Origin of the sequence: Roseovarius sp. MBR-6 (assembly GCF_040547525.1) — a bacterium.
Lineage (GTDB): Bacteria > Pseudomonadota > Alphaproteobacteria > Rhodobacterales > Rhodobacteraceae > Roseovarius.
Genome location: NZ_JBEPPW010000005.1, coordinates 81,437 through 106,815 on the forward strand (window position 1 = coordinate 81,437; position 25,379 = coordinate 106,815).

Below are 25,379 nucleotides of genomic sequence, written 5' to 3' on the forward strand. Positions count from 1 at the left end.
GGCGCGGCCAAATACTTTGCGTGTGCAGAAAACCGGCACGACGCGCGCGCCGCGATGAAATTCGCGGCACCTGCACCCGGATGACCACGGAATCTCGCGCACACCGTGGCAGGACCGGCAGACGCGCGCTTTTGTGACAACGCTCGCCACCTCGCGCGCCTCGCCTTCGGTGGGAACCGATAGCGGAGCGTTGCCGACGAACGACACAACCGTGATGCTGCCAGGCACGCCAGACATGGTCACCCGGTCCGGATGACGCCTGCGCAGCCCTGACAAGGGAGTCGCAAGACCATGAAAAAGACCCTGCTGGCCGGATTGGCCACCTCTACCGCGCTCTTCGCCGCTCCGGCGCTGGCGCAGGATTGTCCCATCAAGGTGGGCGTGCTGCACTCGCTGTCGGGGACGATGGCGATCTCGGAGACCACGCTCAAGGATACCGTCCTGATGCTTGTCGATCAGCAGAACGCCAAGGGCGGGCTTCTGGGCTGTGAGATCGAGGCGGTGGTGGTCGATCCCGCCTCCGATTGGCCGCTCTTTGCCGAGAAGGCGCGCGAATTGCTGACCGTGAGCAATGTTGACGTGATCTTCGGGTCCTGGACCTCTGTCAGCCGCAAGTCGGCGCTTCCGGTGCTGGAGGAATTGAACGGGCTGATGTTCTACCCCGTGCAATACGAGGGCGAGGAATCGTCCAAGAACGTGTTCTACACCGGTGCCGCGCCGAACCAGCAGGCGATCCCGGCGGTGGACTATTTCCTCGAGGAGCTGGGCGTCGAGAGCTTCGCGCTTCTGGGCACCGACTATGTCTATCCCCGCACCACCAACAACATTCTCGATTCCTACCTGAAATCCAAGGGCATCGCCGCCGAGGACATTTTCGTAAATTACACCCCCTTCGGCCATTCCGACTGGGCGACCATCGTGGGCGACGTCGTGGCGCTCGGCGCGGGCGGCAAGAAGGTGGGCGTGATCTCGACCATCAACGGCGACGCCAATATCGGCTTTTACAAGGAACTGGCCGCCGCCGGTGTCAGCGCCGACGATATCCCCGTCGTCGCCTTTTCCGTGGGCGAGGAGGAGCTGTCGGGCCTCGACACGACCGAACTGGTCGGTCATCTCGCGGCGTGGAATTATTTCATGTCCGCGGACACGCCTGAAAATGCCGCCTTCATCGAGGCGTGGCATGCCTTCATCGGCGATACGAACCGCGTCACCAACGACCCGATGGAGGCGCATTACATCGGTTTCAACATGTGGGTGAATGCCGTGACCGAGGCGGGCACGACAGATGTCGACGCCGTGCGCGCGGCGATGTGGGGGCAGGAATTCCCCAACCTGACCGGCGGCATGTCGGTGATGAATGCCAACCATCATCTCTCGAAGCCGGTGCTGATCGGCGAGATCCGCGCCGATGGGCAATTCGACATCATCAGCCAGACCGAAGAGGTGCCGGGCGACGCCTGGACCGATTTCCTGCCCGAAAGCGCGGTGCTGAAAAGCGACTGGCAAAATCTGAACTGCGGCATGTTCAACACAGAGACGAGCACCTGCATTCAGGTGACCTCGAACTACTGACCCGCTGCGGCCCGGGCGGCTCCGGCCGCCCGGCCCTCCCCTTTCTCTGACATGACCGGATCGCCCCATGCGCCCTGATCCCTTGCGCGCCTTTGTCCATGCGCTCGCCTTGCTGCTGGTCCTGCTGATACCGGGCACGGGCCATGCCCAGACGCTTTTGCAACCGCTCCTGCAAGAGCATCGCGCGGCGATCGCCACCCCCTCGCGCGGCACGGCTGGCGCGATGGTGGCGGCGCTCCTGACCTCCGGCCATCCCGAGGCACCGGCGTTTCTGCGCCGCTGGCAGGATCGTGGTGTCGTGGAGCGGCGCGCGGACGGGATCTTTCTCTACAGCGACGATGCGGGCGGGCTGACAGAGATCGACGGGGGCATGACGGTAACGGGCCTGACAAGCCGGGATGTGTCACCGATCCGGCCCAATGCGGGTGTGCGTGCCGTCGTTGCCGCTGCACTGGTGCCGTTCGAATTGTCAGACGCCGACCCCGACCGCCGCCGCGCGGCACTCGATGCCATTGCCCGCAGCCCCGAGGCGGGGCAGATCGCGCCGCTTGCAGCGTCGCTCGACGGCGAGGCGGATGCAGGCCTGCGCGCGCGCAAGGCGCGGCTTCTCACGCTGCTCACCGCGCAGTTCGGCCCGGATCGCGCAGACCGGCTTGCGGCGATAGAGAGCCTTGCAGGCGACACCGCCATAGAGGCGCGCGCCGTTCTCAACCAGATCGCCGCCCGGGTGCCCGGCGTGGCGGCAGTGCTGCCCGAGGGGGTCAATATCGCGCGGGTGCTCGAGGTGGGCGCGGACCTGACCGAGATCGAGGCGCATGACCGGCTTGTGGCCGCGCGCCTGGCACCCCCCCGCCCCACCGCGAAGGACCTGCGCGACGCGCTCGGCGCGCATATCGAGGGCGGTAGCGTGGGCGGCATTCCCCTGCACCGGCTCGACACACAGGCAATGCGCCTGCGCGCCTACGAGACGCTGGAGGCAGCGGGCCGCGTGCCGCCCCGCGCAGGGCCGGCGGAGGTAACGCAGGCGGTGGCGGCACATGTGTTCTTCGAGGCCTATTCCGAACCCGATCCCGGCATGACCGCCGCCGCCGAGGATGCTCTTTCGGTCACCACCCGTCAGATCGCGCTCTATCAGGGGGTCGACCTGATCCTTGACGGTCTGTCGCTGGCGTCGATCTTCTTTCTGGCCGCCATCGGGCTGGCCATCACATTCGGCGTCATGGGCGTGATCAACATGGCCCATGGCGAATTCATCATGATGGGGGCCTATACCGGCTATGTGGTGCAGCTTTTCATCCCCGACTACACGCTGAGCCTCCTTGTCGCCCTGCCGCTGGCCTTCGCCGTGACCTTTGGTGCGGGGGTGGCGATGGAGCGGCTGGTGATCCGCCACCTTTACACCCGCCCGCTGGAAACGCTGCTGGCGACCTTCGGCATCTCCATTGCCCTGCAACAACTGGCCAAGAACATCTTTGGCACACAGGCCCGGCCGCTGACCGCGCCCGACTGGCTGAGCGGGGCGCTCAGCTACAACGACATCGTCGGCATTTCCTCGATCCGGGTGGCGATCTTCGTGCTGGCGCTCCTGTTCCTCGCGCTGCTTCTCTACCTTCTCAAGCGCACGCGGCTGGGGCTCGAGGTGCGCGCCGTCACGCAAAACCCCGGCATGGCGGCCTCGATGGGGATCAACCCCGACCGCATCAACATGCTGACCTTCGGCCTTGGCTCGGGCATCGCGGGCATCGCGGGCGTGGCCATCGGGCTTTATGCGCAGGTCACATCCGAGATGGGCGCGAATTACATCGTGCAAAGCTTCATGACCGTGGTGGTGGGCGGTGTCGGCAATGTCTGGGGCACGCTGGCCGGGGCGTCGATGATCGGCTTCCTGCAAAAGGGGATCGAATGGGTCTACCCGTCGAACACGCTGGCCGCGCAGACCTACATGATCCTCTTCATCATCCTTTTCATCCAGTTCCGGCCCAAGGGCATCGTCGCCCTCAAGGGTCGGGCCGCGGGGGACTGATCCATGACCGTTGTTTCTTCTGGCTCCAAATATCCTGGGGGAGCGCGAGGGGGTGACACCCCCTCGCACGGGGGGGGCGCGCCGCGCGCGGGCGGCTTTCTGACGACCCAGCCCGCCACCCTCTGGTTCCTCGGATGCCTCGGTCTCTTCACCCTTGGCGTGACCGTGCTGGCCGAGGGGTTCGGGATCGGCACGCTCTCCACCTCGATGGTCAAGATCCTCGGCATGACACTTTGCCTGTGTCTGATCGCGGTGGCGATGGACGTGGTCTGGGGCTATTGCGGCATCCTCAGCCTTGGGCATTTCGCCTTTTTCGGGATCGGCGGCTATGCCATCGGCATGTGGCTGATGTATGCCCGCACCGAAGGCATCGTGACCGAGGCGCTTCTGTCGGCCCCGATTCCGCCCACCGAATCCGAGATCAGCGACGCCATCGCCACGCAGATCTTCGGCGTGGTGGGCAGCAGCGAGTTGCCGGCACTCTGGGGCTTTGCCCATTCGCTGCCCTTGCAACTGGCGATGGTGGTGCTGGTGCCCGGTCTTCTGGCGCTGGTTTTCGGTTGGCTGGCCTTCCGAAGCCGCGTCACCGGCGTTTACCTCTCGATCCTCACGCAGGCGATGACGCTGGCCCTGTCGCTCTACCTTTTCCAGAACGACAGCGGGCTGCGCGGCAATAACGGTCTCTCGGGGCTGCAAAACATCCCCGGTCTGGATCACCTGCCGCAGGCGACCCTCTCGCTGTGGTTCTTCTGGGCCTCGGCGGCGGCGCTCGGGCTTGGCTACCTGTTCTTCGCCTGGCTGGTTTCGGGCAAGTTCGGCTCGGTTATCCGCGCGATTCGCGACAACGAGGCGCGGGTGCGGTTTCTCGGCTACGAGGTGGAGCATTACAAGCTGGTGGTCTTCACGCTCACCGCCGTGGTCGCGGGGCTCGCCGGGGCGCTCTACTATCCGCAGGCGGGTATCGTGAACCCGGCGGAGATTGCCCCCATCGCGTCCATTTACCTCGCCGTCTGGGTCGCCATTGGCGGGCGAGGGCGGCTTTATGGCGCGGTGATCGGCGCGGCGGTGGTCAGCCTCGCCTCAAGCTGGTTCACCGGCGGCGGCGCGCCCGCGATCGACCTTGGCTTCTACACCATCAACTGGACCGACTGGTGGCTGGTGCTTTTGGGCTTCGGCTTTGTCGCGGTCACGCTCTTCCTGCCGCGTGGCATCGGCGGGCTGTTCGACCGGCTGGTGAGGAAATCATGAGCGCGCTGCTCGAAGTCTCGGGCGTGTCGGTCACCTTCGACGGGTTCCGCGCCATCAACAACCTCTCCATTTCCATCCCCGAAACCGGGCTGCGCGCGATCATCGGACCCAACGGCGCGGGCAAGACGACCTTCATGGATATCGTCACAGGCAAGACAAGGCCTGACGAGGGCCGGGTGATCTGGGGCGAGAAATCCATCTCGCTTCTGGGGATGAGCGAGAGCGCCATCGCGCAGGCGGGCATCGGGCGCAAATTCCAGAAGCCCACGGTGTTCGAGGCGCAAAGCGTGCGCGACAACCTTGCCATGGCCCTGCGCGCCCCGCGCGGGCCGTTCGAGGTGTTGCGTGCCCGCCGCTCGCGCGCCGCCGATGACCGCATCCACGATCTGGCCGAGGAAATCGGTCTTGCCGATGCTCTGCCCCGCCCTGCCGGAGAGTTGAGCCACGGGCAGAAGCAATGGCTGGAAATCGGCATGTTGCTGGCGCAGGACCCGGCGCTTTTGCTGGTGGACGAACCCGCCGCCGGGATGACCCCCGCCGAGCGCGAGCACACCACCGATATCCTGAAACGCGCGGCTGAAACCCGCGCCGTTGTGGTGATCGAACATGACATGGAATTCGTGCGCCGCCTCGATTGCCGGGTGACGGTGCTGCACGAGGGCGCGGTTCTGGCCGAGGGCAGTCTGGATCACGTCACCCGCAATCAAGAGGTGATCGATGTCTATCTGGGGAGATGAGCCATGCTGAGTGTCGAGAACCTGACATTGCATTACGGCGCGTCGCAGATCCTGCACGGCGTCAGCCTGAGCGCGCGGCCCGGCGCGGTGACGGCGGTGATGGGCACCAACGGGGTGGGCAAGACCAGCCTCCTCAAGGCCATCGCCGGGCGGCACCCCTGGTCGGGCGGGCGCATCACGCTCGACGGGCGCGAGTTGCCCCACCTCTCCGCCGCGCAGGCTGCGCAATCGGGCATTGCCTATGTGCCGCAGGGGCGCGAGGTGTTTCCACTTCTGACCGTGACCGAGAACCTGCAAACCGGCTTTGCCTGCCTGCCGAAATCAGAGCATCGGATTCCGCCGCGCATCCATGATCTGTTTCCGGTGCTGGCGCAGATGAAGGACCGGCGCGGTGGCGATCTGTCGGGCGGCCAGCAACAGCAACTGGCCATCGCGCGGGCCCTGATCGCGCGGCCCCGCGTGCTTTTGCTCGATGAGCCGACCGAGGGGATCCAGCCCAATATCATCCAGCAGATCGGCGACGTGATCCGGCTTTTGCGCGACGAGGGCGAGATCGCCATTGTTCTGGTCGAGCAATATTTCGATTTCGCCTACGGGCTTGCGGACGAGATCGTGGTGCTCAATCGCGGCGAGGTGCGCCTGTCAGAACCCGCGGCGACGGTGGATCGTGCGCGGCTCTTGCGCGAAGTGTCCATTTGATGGGCGTCACGCCTCAAATTTGGGCACTTGGGCGCGAGGTCATTCGCCGGTTTGGTGCATCGACGGCCCGCCGCTGGCAGTCCGGCGCAGGGGCGATAGGCTCTCGATCAAATCTGAAACGAGACCCCGCATGACTGCCTGTTCCGCCCCAATCGTGACCCATGAGCGCAGCAATGGCGCCGCGCATGTCACGCTGTTGCCGGGGCCGAACGGTGGGCGGCTTGATCGGCGGCATCAGCAAGGATCGGCCAAGGCGTTCCTGCACCCCGGCCCGTCTGGCCCCGAAATCGTGCTTTTGAACACCTCGGGCGGGCTGACCGGGGGCGACCTTCTGTCCTACCGGATTGATCTGGCGGCAGGGTGCCGCGCCACCGGCACCACGCAAACCGCCGAGCGCGCCTATCGCAGCGCGGACGGGGCGGCGCATGTCTCGGTGCATCACTGCGTCGGGCACGGCGCGCATCTTGACTGGCTACCGCAGGAAACGATCCTGTTCGACCAAAGCGATCTTGCGCGTGAGACAGTGATCGACCTTGCGCCGGATGCCTCCTGCCTGATGCTGGAAACGGTGGTCCTTGGCCGCGCCGCCATGGGCGAGACGGTCACGCGCACCACCCTGCGCGACACCCGCCGCATCACCCGCGCGGGCAAGCCGGTCCTGATCGAGCCGCTGCACCTGACCACTGAAGCCCTGACCGCCGGCCCCGCGATCCTGAACGGCGCGCGCGCCTTTGCCACGCTGGCGCTGGTGGGGCAGGGGGCCGAGGATGCCGTGGGTTGCGCCCGCGCGGCGCTGACCGAAGAGGGCGTGACCGGCGGTGCCTCGGGCTTTGACGGCAAGCTGGTGATCCGGCTCATGGCGGGCGACGGCTGGCCCCTGCGCCGTCAGGTGATGCGGCTTTTGCGCGCCTTGCGCCCCGGCCCCTTGCCCCGCGTCTGGCAGATTTAGGAGAGATACGCGATGAACCTCACCCCCCGCGAAAAGGACAAGCTGCTGATCAGCCTCGCCGCCATGGTGGCGCGGGCGCGGCGCGCGCGCGGCGTGCGGCTCAATCACCCCGAGGCGGTGGCGTTGATCACCGATTTCGTGGTCGAGGGCGCGCGCGAGGGCCGCACGGTGGCCGATCTGATGGAGGCGGGCGCGCATGTCGTCACCGCCGATCAGTGCATGGCGGGCATCGCGCAGATGATCCATTCCGTGCAGGTCGAGGCGACCTTTCCCGACGGCACCAAGCTTGTCACCGTCCACGATCCCATCCGCTGAAAGGACAAACCCATGCGCTACCTTCTTCCCATTCTGTTCCTGCCGACGCTCGCCCATGCCCATGCAGGGCCGCATCTGCACCCGCATGGCATAGATGCGATGTGGCTGATCCCCGTCGCCGCGCTGGCGCTGGCCGGGGGCTATGCACTGGCCCGGTGGCGCAAATGATCCCCGGCGAACTGTTTCCCGCCGAGGGCGAGATCACGCTGAACGCAGGCGCGCCCGTGACCGTGCTGATGGTCGCCAATACCGGCGACCGGCCCGTGCAGGTGGGCAGCCATTACCATTTCGCCGAGGCCAATCCGGGGCTGTCCTTTGATCGCGTGGCGGCGCGCGGCCAACGCCTCGACATCCCCGCAGGCTCCGCCGTGCGGTTCGAGCCGGGACAGCGGCGCGAGGTGCGTCTTGTGCCCTATGGCGGATCGCGTAATGTCTACGGGTTCAATGGAGAGGTTATGGGGCCTTTGTGAAAATGGAAAGCAACGCACAGTTAATCAGTTTTCTTGCTCCACTATTAGGTGTGGTGATTGGTGGTTTAATCACAATTACCGCAACGTTTGTGCCTCTGTGGTGGAAAAGACGTGAAGATAAAAGAACAATGGCTCAATCCTTGTCTTTCGATTTAGATGTTTTTGCTGTCGCCTGCGCAGAGATAGTCGAAGACAATGAGGACAAGACTCAGAAATATCCTTCATCGACCGTTGTTCCAGAAGTTCCTCAACTTAGAAACGACTTGAACAGCTCAACTTTAAGACGCGATTTATACACGCGACACAACGAAATCAGACTTCTTGAGAAGCTATCCGCTTCGCACATCAGATTCTACGAGACTGACTTAGGTGAACGAGAATGGGCTGCGGATCAAACAGCAGATTACTGCGCCAAACTGGGATTTGATGCTTTGATACTTGCCAGAGACATCCGAGAATACGTGGGCATTTCGGAACCAAATTACAGCCACTTATCTTGGGATTTTGAAAAAGTTTTACGAGAGCGAAGTAATCGAGTGGAAGCGAAAAAAATCGAATCCAAAGGATGAAGTGATGCCATACGCAATCCCCCGCGCCGCCTATGCCGCCATGTATGGCCCGACCACCGGCGACCGGCTGCGGCTTGGCGATACCGATCTGATCATCGAGGTGGAGCATGATCTGACCACCTATGGCGAAGAGGTGAAATTCGGCGGCGGCAAGGTGATCCGCGACGGAATGGGCCAGAGCCAGACCACCCGCGCCGAAGGGGCGGTGGATACCGTCATCACCAACGCGCTGATCGTCGATCATCAGGGGATCACCAAGGCCGATGTCGGGCTACGCGACGGCCTCATCGCCGGGATCGGCAAGGCCGGGAACCCCGACACGCAACCCGGCGTCGATATCATCATCGGGCCGGGAACCGAGATCATTGCCGGAGAGGGGCGCATCCTCACCCCCGGCGGTTTCGACGCGCATATCCATTTCATCTGCCCGCAGCAGATCGACGATGCGCTGCATTCCGGCATCACCACCATGCTGGGCGGCGGCACCGGCCCGGCGCATGGCACGCTCGCCACCACCTGCACCCCCGGCGCGTTCCATATCGGGCGGATGTTGCAGGCGGCGGATGCCTTTCCGATGAACCTCGGCTTTGCGGGCAAGGGCAATGCCAGCCTGCCGGGTACCCTGATCGAGCAGGTCCACGCCGGGGCCTGCGCGCTGAAATTGCACGAGGATTGGGGCACGACACCGGCCGCCATCGACAATTGCCTGAGTGTCGCCGACGATATGGATGTGCAGGTGATGATCCACACCGATACGCTGAATGAAAGCGGTTTCGTGGAAAACACCCTTGCCGCTTTCAAGGGCCGCACCATCCACGCCTATCACACCGAGGGTGCGGGCGGCGGCCATGCGCCCGACATCATGAAGGTGGTGGGGTCGCAAAACGTGATCCCGTCCTCGACCAACCCGACCATGCCCTATACCGTCAACACGATCGAGGAGCACCTCGACATGCTGATGGTCTGTCATCATCTTGACCGGGCGATCCCCGAGGATGTGGCCTTTGCCGAGAGCCGCATCCGCCGCGAGACCATCGCCGCCGAGGATATCCTGCACGACATGGGCGCGTTTTCGGTCATGGCGTCGGACAGTCAGGCGATGGGGCGCGTGGGTGAGGTGATCATCCGCACCTGGCAGACGGCATCGAAAATGCGCCAGCAGCGCGGGCGGCTGGCCGAAGAGACGGGCGATAATGACAATATGCGGGTGAAACGCTATATCGCCAAATACACCATCAACCCCGCCATCGCCCACGGGATCAGCGCCCATATCGGCAGCATCGCCCCCGGCAAGCGCGCCGATCTGGTGCTGTGGGACCCGGCCTTTTTCGGCGCGAAACCGGAAATGGTGCTGATGGGCGGCACCATCGTTCTGGCGCAGATGGGCGACCCCAACGGCTCCATCCCCGCGCAGCCGGTGCATTCGCGGCCGATGTTCGGGGCGTTCGGGCGGTCGGTCGAACGGTCCTCGGTCTTGTTCGTCAGTGCGGCGGCGCAGGCGGATGGGATTGGCGCGGCGCTGGGGCTCGCCAAGGACACCGTGGCGGTCGGCAATACCCGCAAGATCACCAAGCGCGACATGATCCACAACAGCCTGACCCCCGAGATCGAGGTTGACCCCGAGACCTACGAGGTGCGCGCCAATGGCGAGGTGCTGACCTGCGCCCCGGCCAGCGAATTGCCGCTGGCGCAGCGATATTTCCTGTTCTGAGAGGGACCCATGACCGACCTGCCAACGGCCCGCCACCTCCTGCCCCATGCCCCCGAGAGCGTGGCCGATACGGTCGTGCTCGACTATGACGCACGGCTGATGCGGCGCAAGCGGTTGGTGGGGCGGGGCGGCCTTGCCTTTCTGGTCGATCTGGCGGAGGTGACGAACCTTGACGATCACTGGGGCTTTGCGCTCGACGATGGCCGCGCGGTGGCGGTGGAACCGGCCCCCGAGGCGCTGGTAGAGGTGCGCGGTGATCTGGCGCGGCTGGCCTGGCATATCGGCAACCGGCACACGCCCTGCCAGATCGGCGCGGATCACCTGACGATCCGCCGTGATCATGTGATCGAGGCGATGCTGGCGCGGCTTGGCGCGACCCTGACCCCCGTCACCGGCCCATTCCGCCCCGAAGGCGGGGCCTATGGCAAGGGCCGCACGATGGGCCACGATCATGGGGGCCACGATCACGGTGGCCACGATCACGGCCACGCCCACCACAGCCACGCCTGATGCTCACGCCCGCGCATCTCACGCTCATTCAATGGCTTTCCCCGGCCTTCCCGACCGGGGCCTTCGCCTATTCCCACGGGCTTGAGACCGAGATCGCCATGGGCACGGTGCCGGATGCGGCAAGCCTCGCGGCATGGCTGGGCAATATCCTGCGGTTCGGCGCGGGCTGGCAGGATGCGGTGCTGTTGGCCCATGCGCTGGACGGCGATTGCGACAATATCGACGATCTGGCGCGCGCGCTGCAACCCTGTTCGGAGCGGCTGCGCGAGAGCCGCGAGCAGGGCGCGGCGCTGGCGCGTTGCGTGGCGGGGATCAGCGGGCGCGACATGCCTGCGCGCCTGCTGCCGGTGGCAGTGGCAGAGGCCGCGCGCGCGCTCGATCTGCCCGCGCGGGACGTGATCGCGCTTTATCTGCACGGCTTTGCCGGAAACCTTGTGACCATCGCCATCCGCCACGTGCCGCTGGGGCAGACCGAAGGGCAGGCGGTGCTGGCGCGGCTTTTGCCGGAGATTCACGCGCTCGCGGATCGCGCCACCCGCGCCGCGCTGGACGATATCGGCACCTGTGCGCTGGCGGGGGATCTGGCGGCGCTGCGCCACGAAACCATGGAGGTGAGGATATTCCGCACATGACAAGCAAGAAGATGAACGGCCCGCTGCGTGTGGGCATCGGCGGGCCGGTGGGCGCGGGCAAGACCACGCTGACGGCGGCGCTCGCCCGCGCGCTGGCCCCGCGCCTGTCGATGGCGGTGATCACCAATGACATCTACACCCGCGAGGATGCGGAGTTCCTGATGCGCGCGCAGGTGCTGCCCGCCGAGCGCATCCGGGGCGTGGAAACCGGCGGCTGCCCGCATACCGCGATCCGCGAGGATGCGAGCATCAATCTGGCGGCGGTGGATGACCTCAACGCAGCCTTCCCCGATCTCGACCTGATCCTGATCGAATCGGGCGGCGACAATCTGGCGGCCACCTTCAGCCCCGAACTGGCGGACCTGACGATCTATGTCATCGACACCGCCGCAGGTCAGGACATCCCGCGCAAACGCGGGCCGGGGCTGACGAAATCCGACCTTCTGGTGGTCAACAAGACCGATCTGGCCCCCCATGTCGGCGTCGATCTGGCGCAGCTTGAGGCCGATACGGCCCGTGCGCGCGGCACGCGGCCCTATGTGATGGCCGGGTTGCGCGACGGGCTCGGGGTGTCGGCAATTTCGGCGTTTCTCCTGCGCGAGGGCGGGCTTGTGCTCCGGTCGGGCAGTGCGACCGGGACAGATGCGCGCGCGCCCGCCATGCCCCGTGTCTCAGTCGAGTAGCCTCCTCAGATACGCGCCATAGGCGTTCTTGGCAAAGACATCGGCGCGCCGGGCCACGGCCTCGGCGTCGATCCAACCCTGTTGATAGGCGATCTCCTCGAGGCAGCCGGTCTGCAAGCCCTGGCGCTCCTGAAGTGTGCGCACGAAATTGCCGGCATCGAGCAAGCTGCCATGGGTGCCGGTGTCGAGCCAGGCATAGCCGCGCCCCATCTTCTCCACATGCAGCTTGCCCGCGTTGAGATAGAGTTCCAGAAGCGACGTGATTTCCAGCTCTCCCCGTGCCGAGGGGCGCACCTCGCGCGCAAGGCGTGGCGCGTCGCCGTCGAGAAAATAAAGCCCGGTGACCGCATAGCGCGAGGGCGGATCGGCGGGTTTCTCGATGATTTCGCGGGCGCGGCCATCGGCGTCAAAACCCACCACACCATACCGTTCAGGATCGGAGACGTGATAGCCAAAGACCGTGCCGCCATCGCGCCGCGCATCCGCCTCGGCCAGAAGCGGCGGCAGACCGTGCCCGAAAAAGATGTTGTCGCCCAGCACCATCGCCGAGGGCGCGCCGCCCAGAAAATCCTCGGTCAGCGTATAGGCCTGCGCCAGCCCTTCGGGGCTGGGTTGCGTGACATAGTCGAGCGAGATGCCCCATTGGCCCCCATCGCCCAGCGCGGTCCGGAATTGTGCCTGGTCCTGCGGCGTGGTGATCACGGCGATATCGCGGATACCCGCAAGCATCAGCACCGAGAGCGGGTAATAGATCATCGGCTTGTCGTAGATCGGCAGAAGCTGTTTCGACAGGCCCATGGTGATCGGGTAGAGCCGCGTGCCGGAGCCGCCAGCGAGGATGATGCCTTTGCGGTCGCTCATGTCTGGATCACTCCGATTTCCTTGAGAATCGCTGGCAGGGCCGCGCGCCAGTCCGGCCGCGAGACGCCAAAGGCCGCCTCGGTCGTCCGGCAATCGAGACGCGAGTTGAGCGGGCGGGCGGCAGGGGTGGGATAGTCTGCGGTCGGGATGCCGGTCACGGCCACGTCGCGCCCGGCGGCGGCCAGGATCGTCTCGGCAAAGCCCTGCCATGAAACGTCTGGCGCGCCCGAGAAATGGTAGGTGCCGCTGAGGGCGGGATCTGTGCAGAGGCGATCGGCAATGGTCAGGCAGGCATGGGCGATGGCACCTGCCGGGGTCGGCCCGCCGATCTGGTCGTTGACGATGGCAAGCGCGGTGCGCGTGTCGGACAGCCGCAGCATGGTCTTGAGAAAGTTGGTGCCATGGGCCGAGAACACCCAGGAGGTGCGCAGGATGACATGCGCCGCGCCGGTGTCTTGAATGCCGATCTCGCCCCTGAGCTTGCTGCGGCCATAGGCATTGAGCGGGGCGGTGGGGGCCTGCGCCGCGCGGGGCGCATCGCCGCTGCCGTCGAAGACATAATCGGTCGAGATATGCACCAGCGGGATACCGAGTGTCGCGCAGGCACGCGCCATGGCCGCCGGGGCCTCGGCATTGATGCGCGTGGCAAGCGGTTCTTCCGATTCGGCCCGATCAACCTGGGTGAAGGCGGCGGCATTGATGACCGCATGCGGTGCGTTCCGGGCGATGGCGGCGGCGCAGCTTTCGGGATCGGCAAGATCAGCCTGCGTGCGCCCCAGGCAGAGTGCACCGGGCGCACGCCGCGCGATTTCGCAGGCGACCTGCCCGGTGCGGCCAAAAACCAGAAGGCTCATGCGTGCGTCCCCACCCGGCTGCCCACACCATCGACCGCAAGGAGCGGCTGCCACCAGTCCGGGTTGTCGAGATACCAGCGCACCGTGCGCCGCAACCCGTCCTCGACCGTGACCGAAGGCCGCCAGCCCAGGTCGCGGGTGATGCGTGCCGGGTCGATCGCATAGCGCGCGTCATGGCCGGGCCGGTCAGTGACGAATTCCACGAGGTCACGGTACGGGCTGTCGCGGCGCGGAGCCATCTCGTCCATGATATCGCAGATCGTGTGAACGAGGTCGATATTGCGCCGCTCGTTATGTCCGCCGATATTGTAGCTGCGCCCCGGTTCGCCCTTCGCCACCGCAAGCAGCAGCGCGTCGGCGTGATCCTCCACGTAAAGCCAGTCGCGCACATTCTCGCCCCGTCCATAAACCGGGATCACGCGCCCGTGAAGGGCGTTGAGGATCACCTTTGGGATGAGTTTTTCCGGAAAATGGTAGGGGCCGTAATTGTTCGAGCAGTTGGTCACGATCACCGGCAGGCCATAGGTATGATACCACGCCCGCACCAGATGATCCGAGGCCGCCTTGGACGCCGAATAGGGGCTGCGCGGATCGTAGGGCGTGGTTTCGGTGAAGAGGCCCGTTGGGCCAAGGCTGCCATAGACTTCATCGGTCGAGATGTGGTGAAACCGGAAGGTTTCGGGCCGTCCGGCGCGCTGCCAATGGCCGCGCGCGGCCTCGAGCAGGGTATAGGTGCCTGTGATATTGGTCTCGATGAAGTCCCCCGGCCCGTCGATGGAGCGGTCCACATGGCTCTCGGCGGCAAGGTGCATGACCGCATCCGGCGCGGCCTCGGCCATGATCCGCTCGACGGCCGTGCGGTCGCGGATATCGGCATGGACAAATCGGTAGAGCGGGCTTCGGGCCACCTCCGCCACGTTTTCGGGGCGACCCGCATAGGTGAGCGCGTCGAGATTGGTCACAGGGTGGCCGCGCGCCACCGCAAGGCGCACCACCGCCGAGCCGATGAAGCCGCAACCGCCCGTGACAAGCAGTTTCATGACCTCAGCCCTCCCACGTGAAATATGCGGGCAAATCGCGCAGGCGTGGGGCGGCGGCGTCCTTGTCAGACAGGATCGGTGGAGCCTCGAGCCCCCAGTCGATGCCAAGATCGGGATCGTCGAAGCGCACCGCTGCGTCGCATTGGGGCGCGTAGTAATCCGAGCATTTGTAGATGATTTCCGTCTCGGGTTGACGCGTGACGAAACCGTGCAGGAAACCCGCCGGAATAAGCAACTGCCGCCCGTTCTCGAAGCTCAGATCGACGCCCACCCAGTGCCCGTAGGTCGGGCTGCCATGGCGAATATCGACCGCGATATCGTAAAGCGCCCCCCGCCCGCAGCGCACCAGCTTGGCCTGTGCATGGGGCGGGGTCTGGAAATGCAGGCCGCGCAACGTGCCCGGCGCAGTCGAGAGCGAGTGATTGTCCTGCACGAAATCAATCTCGATGCCCTGTTCCGCCAGGCTGCGGCGGTTCCAGCTTTCGCTGAAAAAGCCGCGATCGTCCCCGAAACGGGGCGGCGTCAGAATCAGCACGCCCGGCAGCAATGTCGTTTGAACGATCATGACGATCCCTGTTTCTTTTCCCAGCCGTGCAAACGACGGGACAGGCGGCTCTTCAGGCCGGTCTCGCCGTGATGTTACGTGCGTTCATACTGAACCTTTCCTTGTATTGGAATGCCGGAATGGGACAGCGTCCATGCTGCATGGAGTCGTGACATGCGGCGCATCTGGCGGCGCGGCCTCAGCGCGGGTCTTTCCGTCAATCGCGGCAAGGCCCGCGGCATCGGCCCGCATCGTCACGGCCGCCTTTCGGGTCTGTAGGCGGGCCTGGAGCCGTCCTGAAACGGTGCCGTGTTGCGCGACACCGCTGCCATGCCCTCTGCCTCGGCGATCAACCGCGCGATACGCTGGCCGATGGCGCGGCTGCCCTTCATCGACGGATGGATCCGGTCCACCGCGTGATAGGAAAGGTCGCCGAACGGCACGAGATCGGCCAGAGGCACGAAGTGCACGCCGATGTCCAACGCCGCGAGACGCGCCACGCGGGTATCCATCTCGTGGCCTTCGTCCACGCAATGCTCGATCGGCGAATTGACCCCCGGTGTGCGCAGGTAGCCCACGAAAATCACCTGAGCGCCCGATTGCCTAAGCCGCGAGACAAGGCCGGGTATCGCGCCGCGCCGCCCGTCGCGCGAAATCAGCCGGTCCATTCGCCGCTCGCAGCGCGAGCAGCCGCAACCAAGCCAGAGATCGTTGCCGCCGCCGTTGAGCACGACCCAATCCCAGCTGCCGCCGCGATGCTGTTTGGGAATGCTGAGGCCGATGGCCCCCGTGATCGGCAGCTTGTAGAAAAACCGCGCCCCGGCGATGGAATTGTCAACAACCGGCTCGCCCAGGGCCTGTCGCAGCGCGGTGCCGACGGAATGGCCCGTCAGCTTGTGCATGGCGAAAAGCGAATCACCCATCATCAGGATGCGCGCCCGCCCCTCGGCAAGGGAGGGGCCCGCAGGCAGCGCAGCGAACAGAATCAGAGCGGTCAGGACCCGTGCGAACATCTCGCCTCCCCAGAGCAAATCCGTCCCACCCGTCTGGGACCATATCAGACTCTCGCAAAAAGATGAACAAAAGGTGGACAACACACTGTTTCCGGACCGGCGCTGTCCATGCTGGCCTGGTTTGTCCGGGTCCGGGGAAATCGGGGCACCTGCGATCAAGCAGATCAGGGGCGCGGCACCGCGCGCCGCGTGAAGCGCTCCACAAACCGCGCCCGCGCATCGGGCAGGGACCGGTTTCCAAGGTGCGGTGCCAGATGGTGACGCAGGAAATGCCCCGTTACATCAAGCCCCTGCGCTATTTCGGCGTCGGGAGCCGGCCCTTGCCCCAATAGGCAGGGCGGCAGCGGCAAAAGCCGGTCGGCCCAGTCTCCCGCCCCCGCGCGCGACACCGCGCGCCCGGTTTTCGGGGATATGTAACTCAGATCATTGGCCTCTTTCCCCATCACCGCGCAGGCCCGCAGATCAAGGCCAAAGCCCATCTCCTCCAGCAGCAATAGTTCCCACTGCAAATAGGCCAGCGGCCAGATCCCGGGCTGATCGAGAAGATCGAGCAATATCAGGCTATGGCGATAAAGCACCGGATGAGCCTCGCGCTCGGGCAGCGCGAACAGCAACAGCGCACAGACCGCATTCAGCCCCGCCAGGGCCAGCCGCTCGCCCATGGTCCAGGCCCGCGATCTGACCGGCTCGACCCGGAATGTGCCCAGGTGATCCTCAAGCCGCGCCCGCCACTCCAGATCGACCTGCGCACCGGGTTGCAGCACCGGCGTCATCCGCCGCGACGCGCCGCCCCTTACCAGGCCCGCGTGCCGTCCGTGCGTCTCGGTAAAGACCTCAACGATGACAGAGCCTTCGCCGTGGCGCCGGAGGCCCAGAAGGATGCCCTGGTCGCGCCACTCCATCGCTCAGCCCGCCAGCCCCGGTTCATCGAGCATGTGCCGTCCGGCACGGTCCTCCACCTCGATCACCCAGAGGTCGGGATCATAGCCCCGCTGCCGGCCGATCGTCGCATCCACCTCGGTCTCGGCCCCCTCGGCCAGCACGAGCCAGCGCCGCTCCCCGCTCATCAGATCGACCGACCGGTGATAGACCGCCGCCTTGCCGTCCAGCGTGTTGATCTTCACGAGAACCGCGCCCGCGCCGTCATCCCCATGGGCAACGACGAACCCCGGTATCTCCGCCAGCCGCAACCGCGCGAGATAGGCATCGACCCAGAAGCGCGCCGTCAGCCGTGGTACCATCCCCGCCCCTTCATCGTTCTGCAAATACTCCCGCCGGAGGCGTCCGACCGTGCCATCAGGCCGATCCGTCGCGGAAATCGAGCCCCATTTCATTGTAGCGCTCGGCCTCGTCCATCCAGTTTTCGCGCACCTTGACCTGAAGGAAAAGATGCACGGGTCGCCCGAGGAATTCGGCAATCTCGGCTCGCGCGGCCTGTGATACGGCCTTGATCGTCTCGCCCTTGTGGCCCAGCACGATCCCCTTGTGCCCGTCGCGCAGCACATAGATGATCTGGTCGATCCGGGCCGAGCCGTCCTTGCGATCTTCCCATCGCTCGGTCTCGACGGTGAGCTGATAGGGCAATTCCTGATGCAGCCGCAGCGTGAGCTTTTCGCGGGTCATCTCGGCGGCGATCATCCGCATCGGCAGATCTGCGATCTGGTCCTCGGGGTAAAGCCACGGCCCCTCGGGCACCGCCTCCGCCAGCCAGCGGCGCAGATCCTCGACCCCGTGGCCGCGCTCGGCCGAGATCAGGAATGTCTGCTCGAAGGCCCGCCGCTCGTTCATGTCCTTGGTCAGCGCCAGCAGCCGCGGTGCCTCGACGCGGTCGATCTTGTTGATGGCAAGCACGATCCTGCGGCCCTGCGGCAGATCGGCCAGCCCCTCAAGGATGCGCTCCACCCCCTCGGTCACGCCGCGATGCGCCTCGATCAGCAACACCACGATATCGGCATCCGCCGCGCCCCCCCAGGCCGCCTTGACCATCGCCCGGTCAAGCCGCCGGCGCGGCTGAAACAGGCCCGGCGTATCGACGAAAACAAGCTGGCTCTGTCCCTCCATCGCCACGCCCCGGATGCGCGCGCGGGTGGTCTGCACCTTGTGCGTGACAATGCTGACCTTGGCCCCCACCATGCGGTTGAGAAGCGTGGACTTGCCCGCATTGGGCTCTCCGATCAGGGCGACGAATCCGGCTCGGGTGGTCATGGGCATCCTTGGTCCAGTGTTGTCGGAATGCCCATCCATCAAGGTCCAGGGCGCGGCTGATACTCTTGGACCAGACCCTGCCTTTCCGCAAGCGGACAATCGAACAGGACGGGGCAATGTCTCGCCTGCGCGCGTGCCGCCGGGCGTTGAGCGGCCCTTGTCACAAGAGCATGTTGTGTGCTCCGGCAGGTTCCATCTTGTGAAAGCCTGCGGACAAGCCCTCAGAGCGCGGGGCGCAAGACGTGACCGGCATAGGCCAGCGCCAGCCGCTCCACCGCCTGTTCGGGCGGCAGTTCCTCGCTTTCGCCGGTGCGCCGCGAGGTGAGTTCCACCACCCCGTTCCTGAGGCCGCGCGGCCCCACGGTGATCCTCCAGGGCAGGCCAATGAGGTCCATCGTCGCAAATTTGCCGCCCGCCCGCTCGTCGCGGTCGTCGTAAAGCGGCTCCAGCCCCAGCGCCTCGAGGGACGCGTAAATCGCCTCGCAGGCGGCATCGGCCTCTGCGTCGCCCTGCTTGAGGTTGACGATCCCGGCATGGAAAGGCGTCACGCCCTCGGGCCAGATGATACCCCGCTCGTCATGGCTTGCCTCGATGATCGCGCCGACAAGGCGGCTCACGCCGATCCCGTGGCTGCCCATGTGGACCGGAACGGCCTTGCCATCCGGGCCTTGGACGTTGGCGCCCATCGGATCGGAATACTTGGTGCCGAAATAGAAGATCTGCCCCACCTCGATGCCGCGCGCCACGCGGCGACGCTCTTCGGGGATGGCGTTGAACAGCGCCTCGTCATGGGTCTCGTCGGTGCGGGCGTAGCGCGAGGTGAATTCCTCGAGCACGGCGCGGCACTGCGCCGGATCGGCATAGTCGATCACCCGCTCGCCGAACCGCAGATCGGTGATGGCACTGTCATAGAACACCTCGGATTCACCGGTCTCGGCGAGGACAAGGAATTCATGCGTGTCGTCGCCGCCGATGGGGCCGCTGTCGGCGCGCATCGGAATCGCCTGGAGCCCCATCCGCTCATAGGTGCGCAGGTAGCTGACAAGGTGGCGGTTATAGCTGTGCAGCGCGTCCTCTTTCGTGAGGTCGAAATTGTAGCCGTCCTTCATCAGGAATTCGCGGCCGCGCATCACGCCGAAGCGCGGGCGCACCTCGTCGCGGAATTTCCACTGGATATGGTAGAGCGTCAGCGGCAGGTCGCGGTAGCTGCCGACATGAGCACGGAAAATGTCGGTGATCAGCTCCTCGTTGGTGGGACCATAGAGCATGTCGCGCTCGTGCCGGTCACGGATGCGCAGCATCTCGGGACCGTAAGCGTCATAGCGCCCGCTCTCGCGCCAGAGATCGGCCGATTGCAGCGTCGGCATCAGCATCGGGATATGACCCGCGCGCACTTGTTCCTCGTGGACGATGTTTTCCAGCTTGCGCAGAACCTTGAAGCCCAGGGGCAACCAGGAATAGATGCCTGCGCTGGCCTGCTTGATCATGCCGGCGCGCAGCATCAGGCGATGGCTGGCGATCTGCGCCTCGGCGGGGGTCTCCTTGAGGACGGGCAGGAAATAGCGGCTCAGTCGCATGGGTGGGCCTTTTGGCTGGGGGCGGAAACTCGCCGCGACTTCTAGACGGGAACAGCCGGGGGGGCAAGGCGGCGCGCACCCGGCCCCGGCCCGCGCGCTCAGACGAAATCGATCACCAGGTCCAGCCCCGCCGTGCTTGTGACCCCGACCAGTTCGAATGAATCCGCCCCGAAATCAAACGCCACGTTCCCCGACACGCCGAGCGCGGCGAAGGTCGTCACGACCTGCGCCGCGGTCAGGCTGCCCGCCCACAGGTCGCTGTCGAGTGCCAGCCGGTCGCCCTGTCCGGCGCTGAAGCCCTGGAAAAGATCCACGCCGCCGCCGGTGTTGAAGACGAACGTATCCGCCCCCGTCCCGCCCCAGAGCGTATCGGCCCCGGCCCCGCCATCCAGCCGGTCATCGCCCCCCGCGCCGAAGAGCAGGTCATTGCCCGCGCCACCAAAGAGCGTGTCATTGCCCAGCCCGCCCGAGACGGTGTCATTATCCGCGCCGCCATCGAGCAGGTCATCGCCGATGCCGCCGCCAAGCTGGTCCTGCCCGGTGCCGCCGAGGAGCGTGTCGTTCCCGGTGCCCCCCCAAAGCGTGTCGAGACCTGCGCCGCCGTCGAGCAGATCATCGTCGTCACCGCCGCCCAACAGGTCGTTGCCGCCGTCGCCGCGCAACGTATCACTGCCGCGCCCGCCCCAGATCTCGTCGGCCCCGAGGCCGCCTTCGGCAGAGTCATGGCCGTCGAAAAGGCCGATCGTGTCATTGCCCGCGCCGCCGAGGGCCGTGTCATTGCCGAGACCGCTCCAGAGTTCGTCGGCCCCGTCGCCCCCGTCGAGCAAATCGTCATTGGCCCCCCCGCCGAGCGTGTCGTTGCCGGCCCCTCCTTGGAGCGTGTCGTTCCCGCCACCACCCCAAAGCTCGTCCCGACCAAGGCCGCCGTCAAGCAGGTCCGCCCCGCCGCCGCCGCCCAGAAGATCGTTGCCGTCGCCGCCTCGAAGCGTATCATTTCCCGCCGCGCCAAAGAGATCGTCATCGCCCTCGCCGCCGATCAGGCTGTCGTTGCCCGTGCCGCCGCCAAGCTGATCCGCGCCGGCACCGCCATCGAGCGTGTCATTGCCATCGTTGCCAAAGAGCGTGTCATTGCCGCGCATCCCGAGCAGGTGGTTGGCACCGGCATTGCCCGCCAGCAGGTCCGCGCCGTCGCCAGAGACGATATTCTCGATCTGTGCAACATCGAAGCTGAACCAGTCCACGCCGCCAACCTGCGCCGCACCGCCCGTGATCGCAACATTGCCGCTGACCGCCGCGAGGTTGAGCCAGTCGGTTCCGCCATTGGTATCGGAGATCACGCGCCGCCCTGCGTCATGGGCGGCAAGCGTCAGGAACTCGTCGGTGAAGTGATAGGTGTCGTTGGCATCGACGGCGGCCCCGTAGGCGTCGATGCGGATCGAGTTGATGAAGGACAGATCGACTTCGAAATTGTCGGCAAGCTGCACTGTCCAGGTGCCCGCCGACACCTCGCCGAGCAGGTGGTCGATGCCGAACACCCAGCCAGGGAAGACCGGTTCGGCGGAAAACGGTCTGTCCAGCACCTGAAGCACGGTGCCTTCGGGCGAGACAAGAGTGACGGACAGATCGCCGATGAACTCGACATCCATGAAGATGGTCAGCGCCACATGCTCGATCTCGACATTGCCGCTGACCGTGATGTCAAAGCTGCGCCCTGCCGGATCGCCGTCGGGCAAGAACGTGTTCACGGTGCGGCTACCCGAGGCGACTGCCTCGTTGGTGGAGGTGCGGGCCTCCTCGAACAGGTGCCAGACCTCGGCCATGCGCACCGAATTGAAGGCGTTGACCATGCCGAAACCGTAATCGATCGAGACGTGATTGCCGCCACCGTTGAAATTGCCCGCCCCGTTGACCTGCCATGGCCCCACCTCGAAGCCCGACCGTCCCTGTCCGAGATCGGAGCCGGTCAGCGTCGCGGAGTGCGCGAGGATGTTCTGCACGTCGCGCCAGCCCAGCCCCGGATTGGCCTCGAGCATGAGCGCGATCACACCGGAGGTGACCGGGGCCGAAGCCGAGGTGCCGCCGAAGATATCGGTGAAATCGCCCGGAACGTCGCCTGCCGGGCCGGTCACATCGGTGGACACCGAGGCGGCGGGGGCGGTCACGAGAATGTTCGTTCCGAAGTTCGTGAAATCGCTCGTGTCGCCGGCGCTGTCGGTCGCGGCCACGCTGATCGTGAAGCGCGAGGAATGGATGCCGTCCCCGGCAGTATTGAGGCCATCATTGCCGGCCGACTGCACGATGATCGTGCCGAGCCCGCCGCGCCCATTCTCCACGGTATCGGCGTGAACATCGTTCAGAAGCTGGCTGAAGCTGATCACGAAGGGGTTGTCGTTGATCAGGTTCTGGCCCGGAAAGAAGTCAGGCGTACTTGCCCAGCTGTGATTGACGATGTCGAAATTCGTCTGTTGTCCGGCCACGTGCAGGAACGCGTCCGGATCGCCGTTGATGAAGCCGAACACCGTCGGGTCGAAGATGTCCACCCCGGTGATGGAGGCCCCGTGCGCCACGCCCACGCCGCCCACGCCGTTCCATTCCGCCGCGATCAGCCCGGCAACAGCGGTGCCATGGAAGTCGGGGGTGCCGGGCACCACGGTGACGTTGAAGAAATCCGTGACCTGACGTGTGCCGTCGTAATTGCCATCGAGATCGACATGCGTCGCCTCGACCGCGCCGTCATAGACTCCGACCGAGACACCCGCGCCGGTATACTCGTTCCAGATGGTCTCGATATCGCCGAGGAGCGGGAAATGCCACTGGTCTGCGAAAAGCGGGTCGGTCGGGGTGGCCATTTCGGGGAAATCCTTCTGATCTGAAAAGGTTTGCTATTTCGTGCCCTGGTCGGGCAAGGGCGTGTGGGTGTGAACCGCAAAGACCCGGCCCTGCATGCAGCGCGAGCGCGCCGCCCAATCGCCGGTGAGACGAAAGCGCAGACCGTCACGGAATATCCCGCGCGGCGCGTTTTCAAGCGTGACAGGACCAATCCCGTCGGCATGAAACAGAACACAGACCGCGCCGCGCCCGGTCACGACACCCTCTATCGCCTCTTGGGAATGCGTCGTTTGCGCCACGGCGGCAACCGCGGGCGAGAGCGTGAGGGCCATGATGGCGATGAAATGACAATGGCGCAGCACGGAACTTGCGTATCCAGAATTCAATTTCTGAACGGATAAACCCGGAGACTGCGGAAAGCAAAGCCAAAAATGACATGGACCACGAGTGAGGGTCCGTGCACGGTTTGACCGGCGCGCAGGCTTTGGTCTTGATCCGTGACGCCAGGCACGCGAGATAGGAGGGGAACGCCAAGAAGGGAATGCCGATGGCCCTGCCGGTCCGCGAACAGCTAACTTACTGGAGCATCGCGGCAGCGGTGGGGCTGGCCGTGCTCTGGGCCCTGGGCGATGTGATCCTGCCGTTCGTGCTTGGCGCGGCGGTGGCCTATTTCCTCGATCCGATCGCCGATCGGCTGGAGCGGATGGGTCTGGGGCGCGCGGCGGCGGTTGCGGTGATCACGCTGGTGGCGATGCTTGTCTTCGTCATCGCCGTGCTCATGATCATCCCGACAATCGTCAATCAGGCGGTGGCGCTTTTCGATATCGCGCCGCAGCTTGCCCGCGATCTTCAGAGCTTTCTGAGCCAGCACTTTCCCTCGCTCTATGAGCCGGGATCGGCGCTCAACCAGTCGCTGCAATCCCTTGGCGAGACGATCCGCGAGCGCGGCGGGCAGTTGCTCGAGACCGCGCTCAGTTCTGCCGCGTCGCTGCTCAATATCGTGGTGCTGCTGGTGGTGGCACCGGTGGTCGCGGTCTATCTGCTCTACGACTGGGACCACATGATCGCGCGCATCGACCATCTTTTGCCGCGCGACCATGCGCCAACCGTCCGGCGGCTGGCGGGCGAGATTGACGCGACGCTGGCCAGCTTCATTCGCGGTATGGGCACGGTCTGCCTGATCCTCGGCACGTATTACGCCGTGGCCTTGATGCTGGTGGGGCTGCAATTCGGCCTCGTGGTGGGGGCGGTGGCGGGGCTGGTCACGTTCATTCCTTATGTTGGCGCATTGCTGGGCGGCGCGCTGGCGCTTGGCCTGGCGCTGTTTCAGTTCTGGGGCGACTGGTTCAGCATCGCGCTGGTGGCGGGCATTTTCGCCTCGGGTCAGGTGATCGAGGGCAATTTCCTCACGCCGCGCCTTGTCGGCTCGTCGGTCGGGCTGCACCCGGTCTGGCTCATCTTCGCGCTCTCGGCCTTTGGCACGCTTTTCGGCTTTGTCGGGATGCTGGTGGCCGTGCCTGTGGCCGCAGCGCTTGGCGTCATCGCGCGCTTTGCCATCGCCGAATATCAGAGCGGGCGGCTCTATCGCGGGCTGGATGCACAGTCCGGCGACCGGGGCGACGGATGAACACGCGACAACTCAGCTTCGATCTGCCCGCACGAACGGCCCTGGGGCGCGAGGATTTCTTCGTCTCGCCCGCCAATGCGCAGGCGGTGGCCCTTATCGAGGGCTGGCACGACTGGCCCTCGCGCAAGCTGTTTCTGGCGGGGCCAAGCGGCGCGGGCAAGACCCATCTGGCGCATGTCTGGGCGGGGCTGTCGGGCGCGCGGATCGTTTCCGCCGGGGCGTTGCCCGGGGCCGATATTCCGGCGCTCGCCACCGGCCCGGTGGCGGTCGAGGATGCCCATGCCATCGCCCGCGACCGCGCCGCCGAGGAGGCGCTTTTCCACCTGCACAATCTTGTGCTGGCCGAGGGTCATGCCCTGCTGATCACCGCGCGCGAGGCCCCCGCGCTCTGGGGCCTTGGCTTGCCCGATCTGGCCAGCCGGATGGCGGGCACGCTGATGGAGCGGCTTGGCCCGCCCGATGATGCGCTGCTGGCGGCGCTCCTCTCCAAGCTCTTTGCCGACAGGCAGTTGTCGCCCACGCCCGACACCGTGCCCTATCTCGCGCGGCGGATCGAACGCAGCTTTGACGCGGCGCATGAGGTGGTGGCGGCACTCGACGCGCGCGCGCTCGACAAGGGGCGCGCGATCACCCGTGCGCTGGCCGCCGAGGTGCTGGACAAAGCCGCGCGCTAGCGCCACTTTGGCTGTCATTCAACCGTTACACGCCGTC

At 65.5% G+C, this 25,379-nt stretch carries 27 protein-coding genes; 16 read left to right on the forward strand and 11 right to left on the reverse strand.

Annotation, left to right across the window (positions count from 1 at the left end; all coding sequences use genetic code 11):
- Window positions 1-291: 291 nt before the first annotated feature.
- The 14 genes from urtA (at window position 292) to ureG (ending at window position 12,118) form a co-directional block, all read left to right on the forward strand.
- On the forward strand, window positions 292-1,572 hold the full coding sequence (gene urtA, locus ABIE57_RS08425; RefSeq protein WP_354538568.1) for an urea ABC transporter substrate-binding protein: 1,281 nt from the start codon (window positions 292-294) through the stop codon (window positions 1,570-1,572).
- Window positions 1,573-1,639: 67 nt separating this feature from the next.
- Window positions 1,640-3,595 carry an urea ABC transporter permease subunit UrtB gene (urtB, locus tag ABIE57_RS08430; protein WP_354538569.1) on the forward strand — a complete coding sequence of 652 codons (1,956 nt, stop codon included), beginning with the start codon at window positions 1,640-1,642 and terminating at the stop codon, window positions 3,593-3,595.
- Window positions 3,596-3,598: 3 nt separating this feature from the next.
- Complete coding sequence (urtC, locus tag ABIE57_RS08435) at window positions 3,599-4,843, forward strand: urea ABC transporter permease subunit UrtC (protein ID WP_354538570.1); 1,245 nt, start codon at window positions 3,599-3,601, stop codon at window positions 4,841-4,843.
- Window positions 4,840-5,580 (forward strand): urea ABC transporter ATP-binding protein UrtD, encoded by a 741-nt coding sequence (gene urtD, locus ABIE57_RS08440; RefSeq protein ID WP_354538571.1) that lies wholly within the window; start codon window positions 4,840-4,842, stop codon window positions 5,578-5,580. Before urtC ends, urtD begins: the two co-directional genes overlap by 4 nt.
- 3 nt (window positions 5,581-5,583) lie before the next feature.
- A complete protein-coding gene (urtE, locus tag ABIE57_RS08445) occupies window positions 5,584-6,279 on the forward strand; it encodes an urea ABC transporter ATP-binding subunit UrtE (RefSeq protein WP_354538572.1) in 696 nt (231 codons plus the stop codon).
- Window positions 6,280-6,409: 130 nt separating this feature from the next.
- Window positions 6,410-7,228: an urease accessory protein UreD gene (locus ABIE57_RS08450; protein ID WP_354538573.1), complete on the forward strand. Its 819-nt coding sequence runs from the start codon at window positions 6,410-6,412 to the stop codon at window positions 7,226-7,228.
- 12 nt (window positions 7,229-7,240) lie between these two features.
- Entirely contained in the window at window positions 7,241-7,543 is a 303-nt protein-coding gene (locus tag ABIE57_RS08455) for an urease subunit gamma (protein WP_354538574.1), read from the forward strand.
- 12 nt (window positions 7,544-7,555) lie between these two features.
- Window positions 7,556-7,711 carry a hypothetical protein gene (locus ABIE57_RS08460; RefSeq protein WP_354538575.1) on the forward strand — a complete coding sequence of 52 codons (156 nt, stop codon included), beginning with the start codon at window positions 7,556-7,558 and terminating at the stop codon, window positions 7,709-7,711.
- A complete protein-coding gene (locus ABIE57_RS08465; RefSeq protein ID WP_354538576.1) occupies window positions 7,708-8,013 on the forward strand; it encodes an urease subunit beta in 306 nt (101 codons plus the stop codon). Before ABIE57_RS08460 ends, ABIE57_RS08465 begins: the two co-directional genes overlap by 4 nt.
- Window positions 8,014-8,015: 2 nt before the next feature.
- On the forward strand, window positions 8,016-8,582 hold the full coding sequence (locus ABIE57_RS08470) for a hypothetical protein (protein ID WP_354538577.1): 567 nt from the start codon (window positions 8,016-8,018) through the stop codon (window positions 8,580-8,582).
- A 4-nt stretch (window positions 8,583-8,586) separates the two neighbouring features.
- Window positions 8,587-10,293: an urease subunit alpha gene (ureC, locus tag ABIE57_RS08475; RefSeq protein WP_354538578.1), complete on the forward strand. Its 1,707-nt coding sequence runs from the start codon at window positions 8,587-8,589 to the stop codon at window positions 10,291-10,293.
- Between the two features lie 9 nt (window positions 10,294-10,302).
- The gene (locus ABIE57_RS08480) at window positions 10,303-10,803 is read left to right on the forward strand and encodes an urease accessory protein UreE (protein WP_354538579.1); all 501 of its coding nucleotides are present in this window, start codon (window positions 10,303-10,305) and stop codon (window positions 10,801-10,803) included.
- Complete coding sequence (locus ABIE57_RS08485) at window positions 10,803-11,435, forward strand: urease accessory protein UreF (protein ID WP_354538580.1); 633 nt, start codon at window positions 10,803-10,805, stop codon at window positions 11,433-11,435. Before ABIE57_RS08480 ends, ABIE57_RS08485 begins: the two co-directional genes overlap by 1 nt.
- Entirely contained in the window at window positions 11,432-12,118 is a 687-nt protein-coding gene (gene ureG, locus ABIE57_RS08490) for an urease accessory protein UreG (RefSeq protein WP_354538581.1), read from the forward strand. The genes ABIE57_RS08485 and ureG overlap by 4 nt, the downstream gene beginning before the upstream one ends.
- Here ureG and rfbA read toward each other — a convergent pair.
- The 11 genes from rfbA to ABIE57_RS08545 form a co-directional block, all read right to left on the reverse strand.
- The gene (rfbA, locus tag ABIE57_RS08495) at window positions 12,107-12,979 is read right to left on the reverse strand and encodes a glucose-1-phosphate thymidylyltransferase RfbA (protein ID WP_354538582.1); all 873 of its coding nucleotides are present in this window, start codon (window positions 12,977-12,979) and stop codon (window positions 12,107-12,109) included. The two genes, ureG and rfbA, sit on opposite strands and share 12 nt — an antisense overlap.
- On the reverse strand, window positions 12,976-13,833 hold the full coding sequence (gene rfbD, locus ABIE57_RS08500; protein WP_354538583.1) for a dTDP-4-dehydrorhamnose reductase: 858 nt from the start codon (window positions 13,831-13,833) through the stop codon (window positions 12,976-12,978). Before rfbD ends, rfbA begins: the two co-directional genes overlap by 4 nt.
- Complete coding sequence (rfbB, locus tag ABIE57_RS08505) at window positions 13,830-14,873, reverse strand: dTDP-glucose 4,6-dehydratase (RefSeq protein ID WP_354538584.1); 1,044 nt, start codon at window positions 14,871-14,873, stop codon at window positions 13,830-13,832. Before rfbB ends, rfbD begins: the two co-directional genes overlap by 4 nt.
- A gap of 4 nt (window positions 14,874-14,877) precedes the next feature.
- Window positions 14,878-15,438, reverse strand: coding sequence for a dTDP-4-dehydrorhamnose 3,5-epimerase (rfbC, locus tag ABIE57_RS08510; RefSeq protein WP_354538585.1), 561 nt, complete (start codon window positions 15,436-15,438; stop codon window positions 14,878-14,880).
- A 233-nt stretch (window positions 15,439-15,671) separates the two neighbouring features.
- Window positions 15,672-16,430, reverse strand: coding sequence for an SGNH/GDSL hydrolase family protein (locus ABIE57_RS08515; RefSeq protein ID WP_354538586.1), 759 nt, complete (start codon window positions 16,428-16,430; stop codon window positions 15,672-15,674).
- Between the two features lie 164 nt (window positions 16,431-16,594).
- Entirely contained in the window at window positions 16,595-17,332 is a 738-nt protein-coding gene (gene recO, locus ABIE57_RS08520; protein ID WP_354538587.1) for a DNA repair protein RecO, read from the reverse strand.
- A gap of 3 nt (window positions 17,333-17,335) precedes the next feature.
- Window positions 17,336-17,671: a DUF1491 family protein gene (locus ABIE57_RS08525; protein WP_354538588.1), complete on the reverse strand. Its 336-nt coding sequence runs from the start codon at window positions 17,669-17,671 to the stop codon at window positions 17,336-17,338.
- Window positions 17,672-17,726: 55 nt separating this feature from the next.
- Window positions 17,727-18,635, reverse strand: a complete 909-nt coding sequence (gene era, locus ABIE57_RS08530; protein ID WP_354538589.1) for a GTPase Era — start codon at window positions 18,633-18,635, stop codon at window positions 17,727-17,729.
- A gap of 221 nt (window positions 18,636-18,856) precedes the next feature.
- Window positions 18,857-20,212, reverse strand: a complete 1,356-nt coding sequence (gene proS / locus ABIE57_RS08535; protein ID WP_354538590.1) for a proline--tRNA ligase — start codon at window positions 20,210-20,212, stop codon at window positions 18,857-18,859.
- Between the two features lie 98 nt (window positions 20,213-20,310).
- Window positions 20,311-23,061 (reverse strand): S8 family serine peptidase, encoded by a 2,751-nt coding sequence (locus ABIE57_RS08540; protein ID WP_354538591.1) that lies wholly within the window; start codon window positions 23,059-23,061, stop codon window positions 20,311-20,313.
- Window positions 23,062-23,094: 33 nt separating this feature from the next.
- Window positions 23,095-23,427, reverse strand: a complete 333-nt coding sequence (locus ABIE57_RS08545) for a hypothetical protein (protein WP_354538592.1) — start codon at window positions 23,425-23,427, stop codon at window positions 23,095-23,097.
- Between the two features lie 161 nt (window positions 23,428-23,588).
- Between ABIE57_RS08545 and ABIE57_RS08550 the strand changes: the two genes are divergently transcribed.
- Window positions 23,589-24,668, forward strand: a complete 1,080-nt coding sequence (locus ABIE57_RS08550; protein ID WP_354538593.1) for an AI-2E family transporter — start codon at window positions 23,589-23,591, stop codon at window positions 24,666-24,668.
- Window positions 24,665-25,342 (forward strand): P-loop NTPase family protein, encoded by a 678-nt coding sequence (locus ABIE57_RS08555; protein ID WP_354538594.1) that lies wholly within the window; start codon window positions 24,665-24,667, stop codon window positions 25,340-25,342. The genes ABIE57_RS08550 and ABIE57_RS08555 overlap by 4 nt, the downstream gene beginning before the upstream one ends.
- Window positions 25,343-25,379 lie beyond the last annotated feature (37 nt).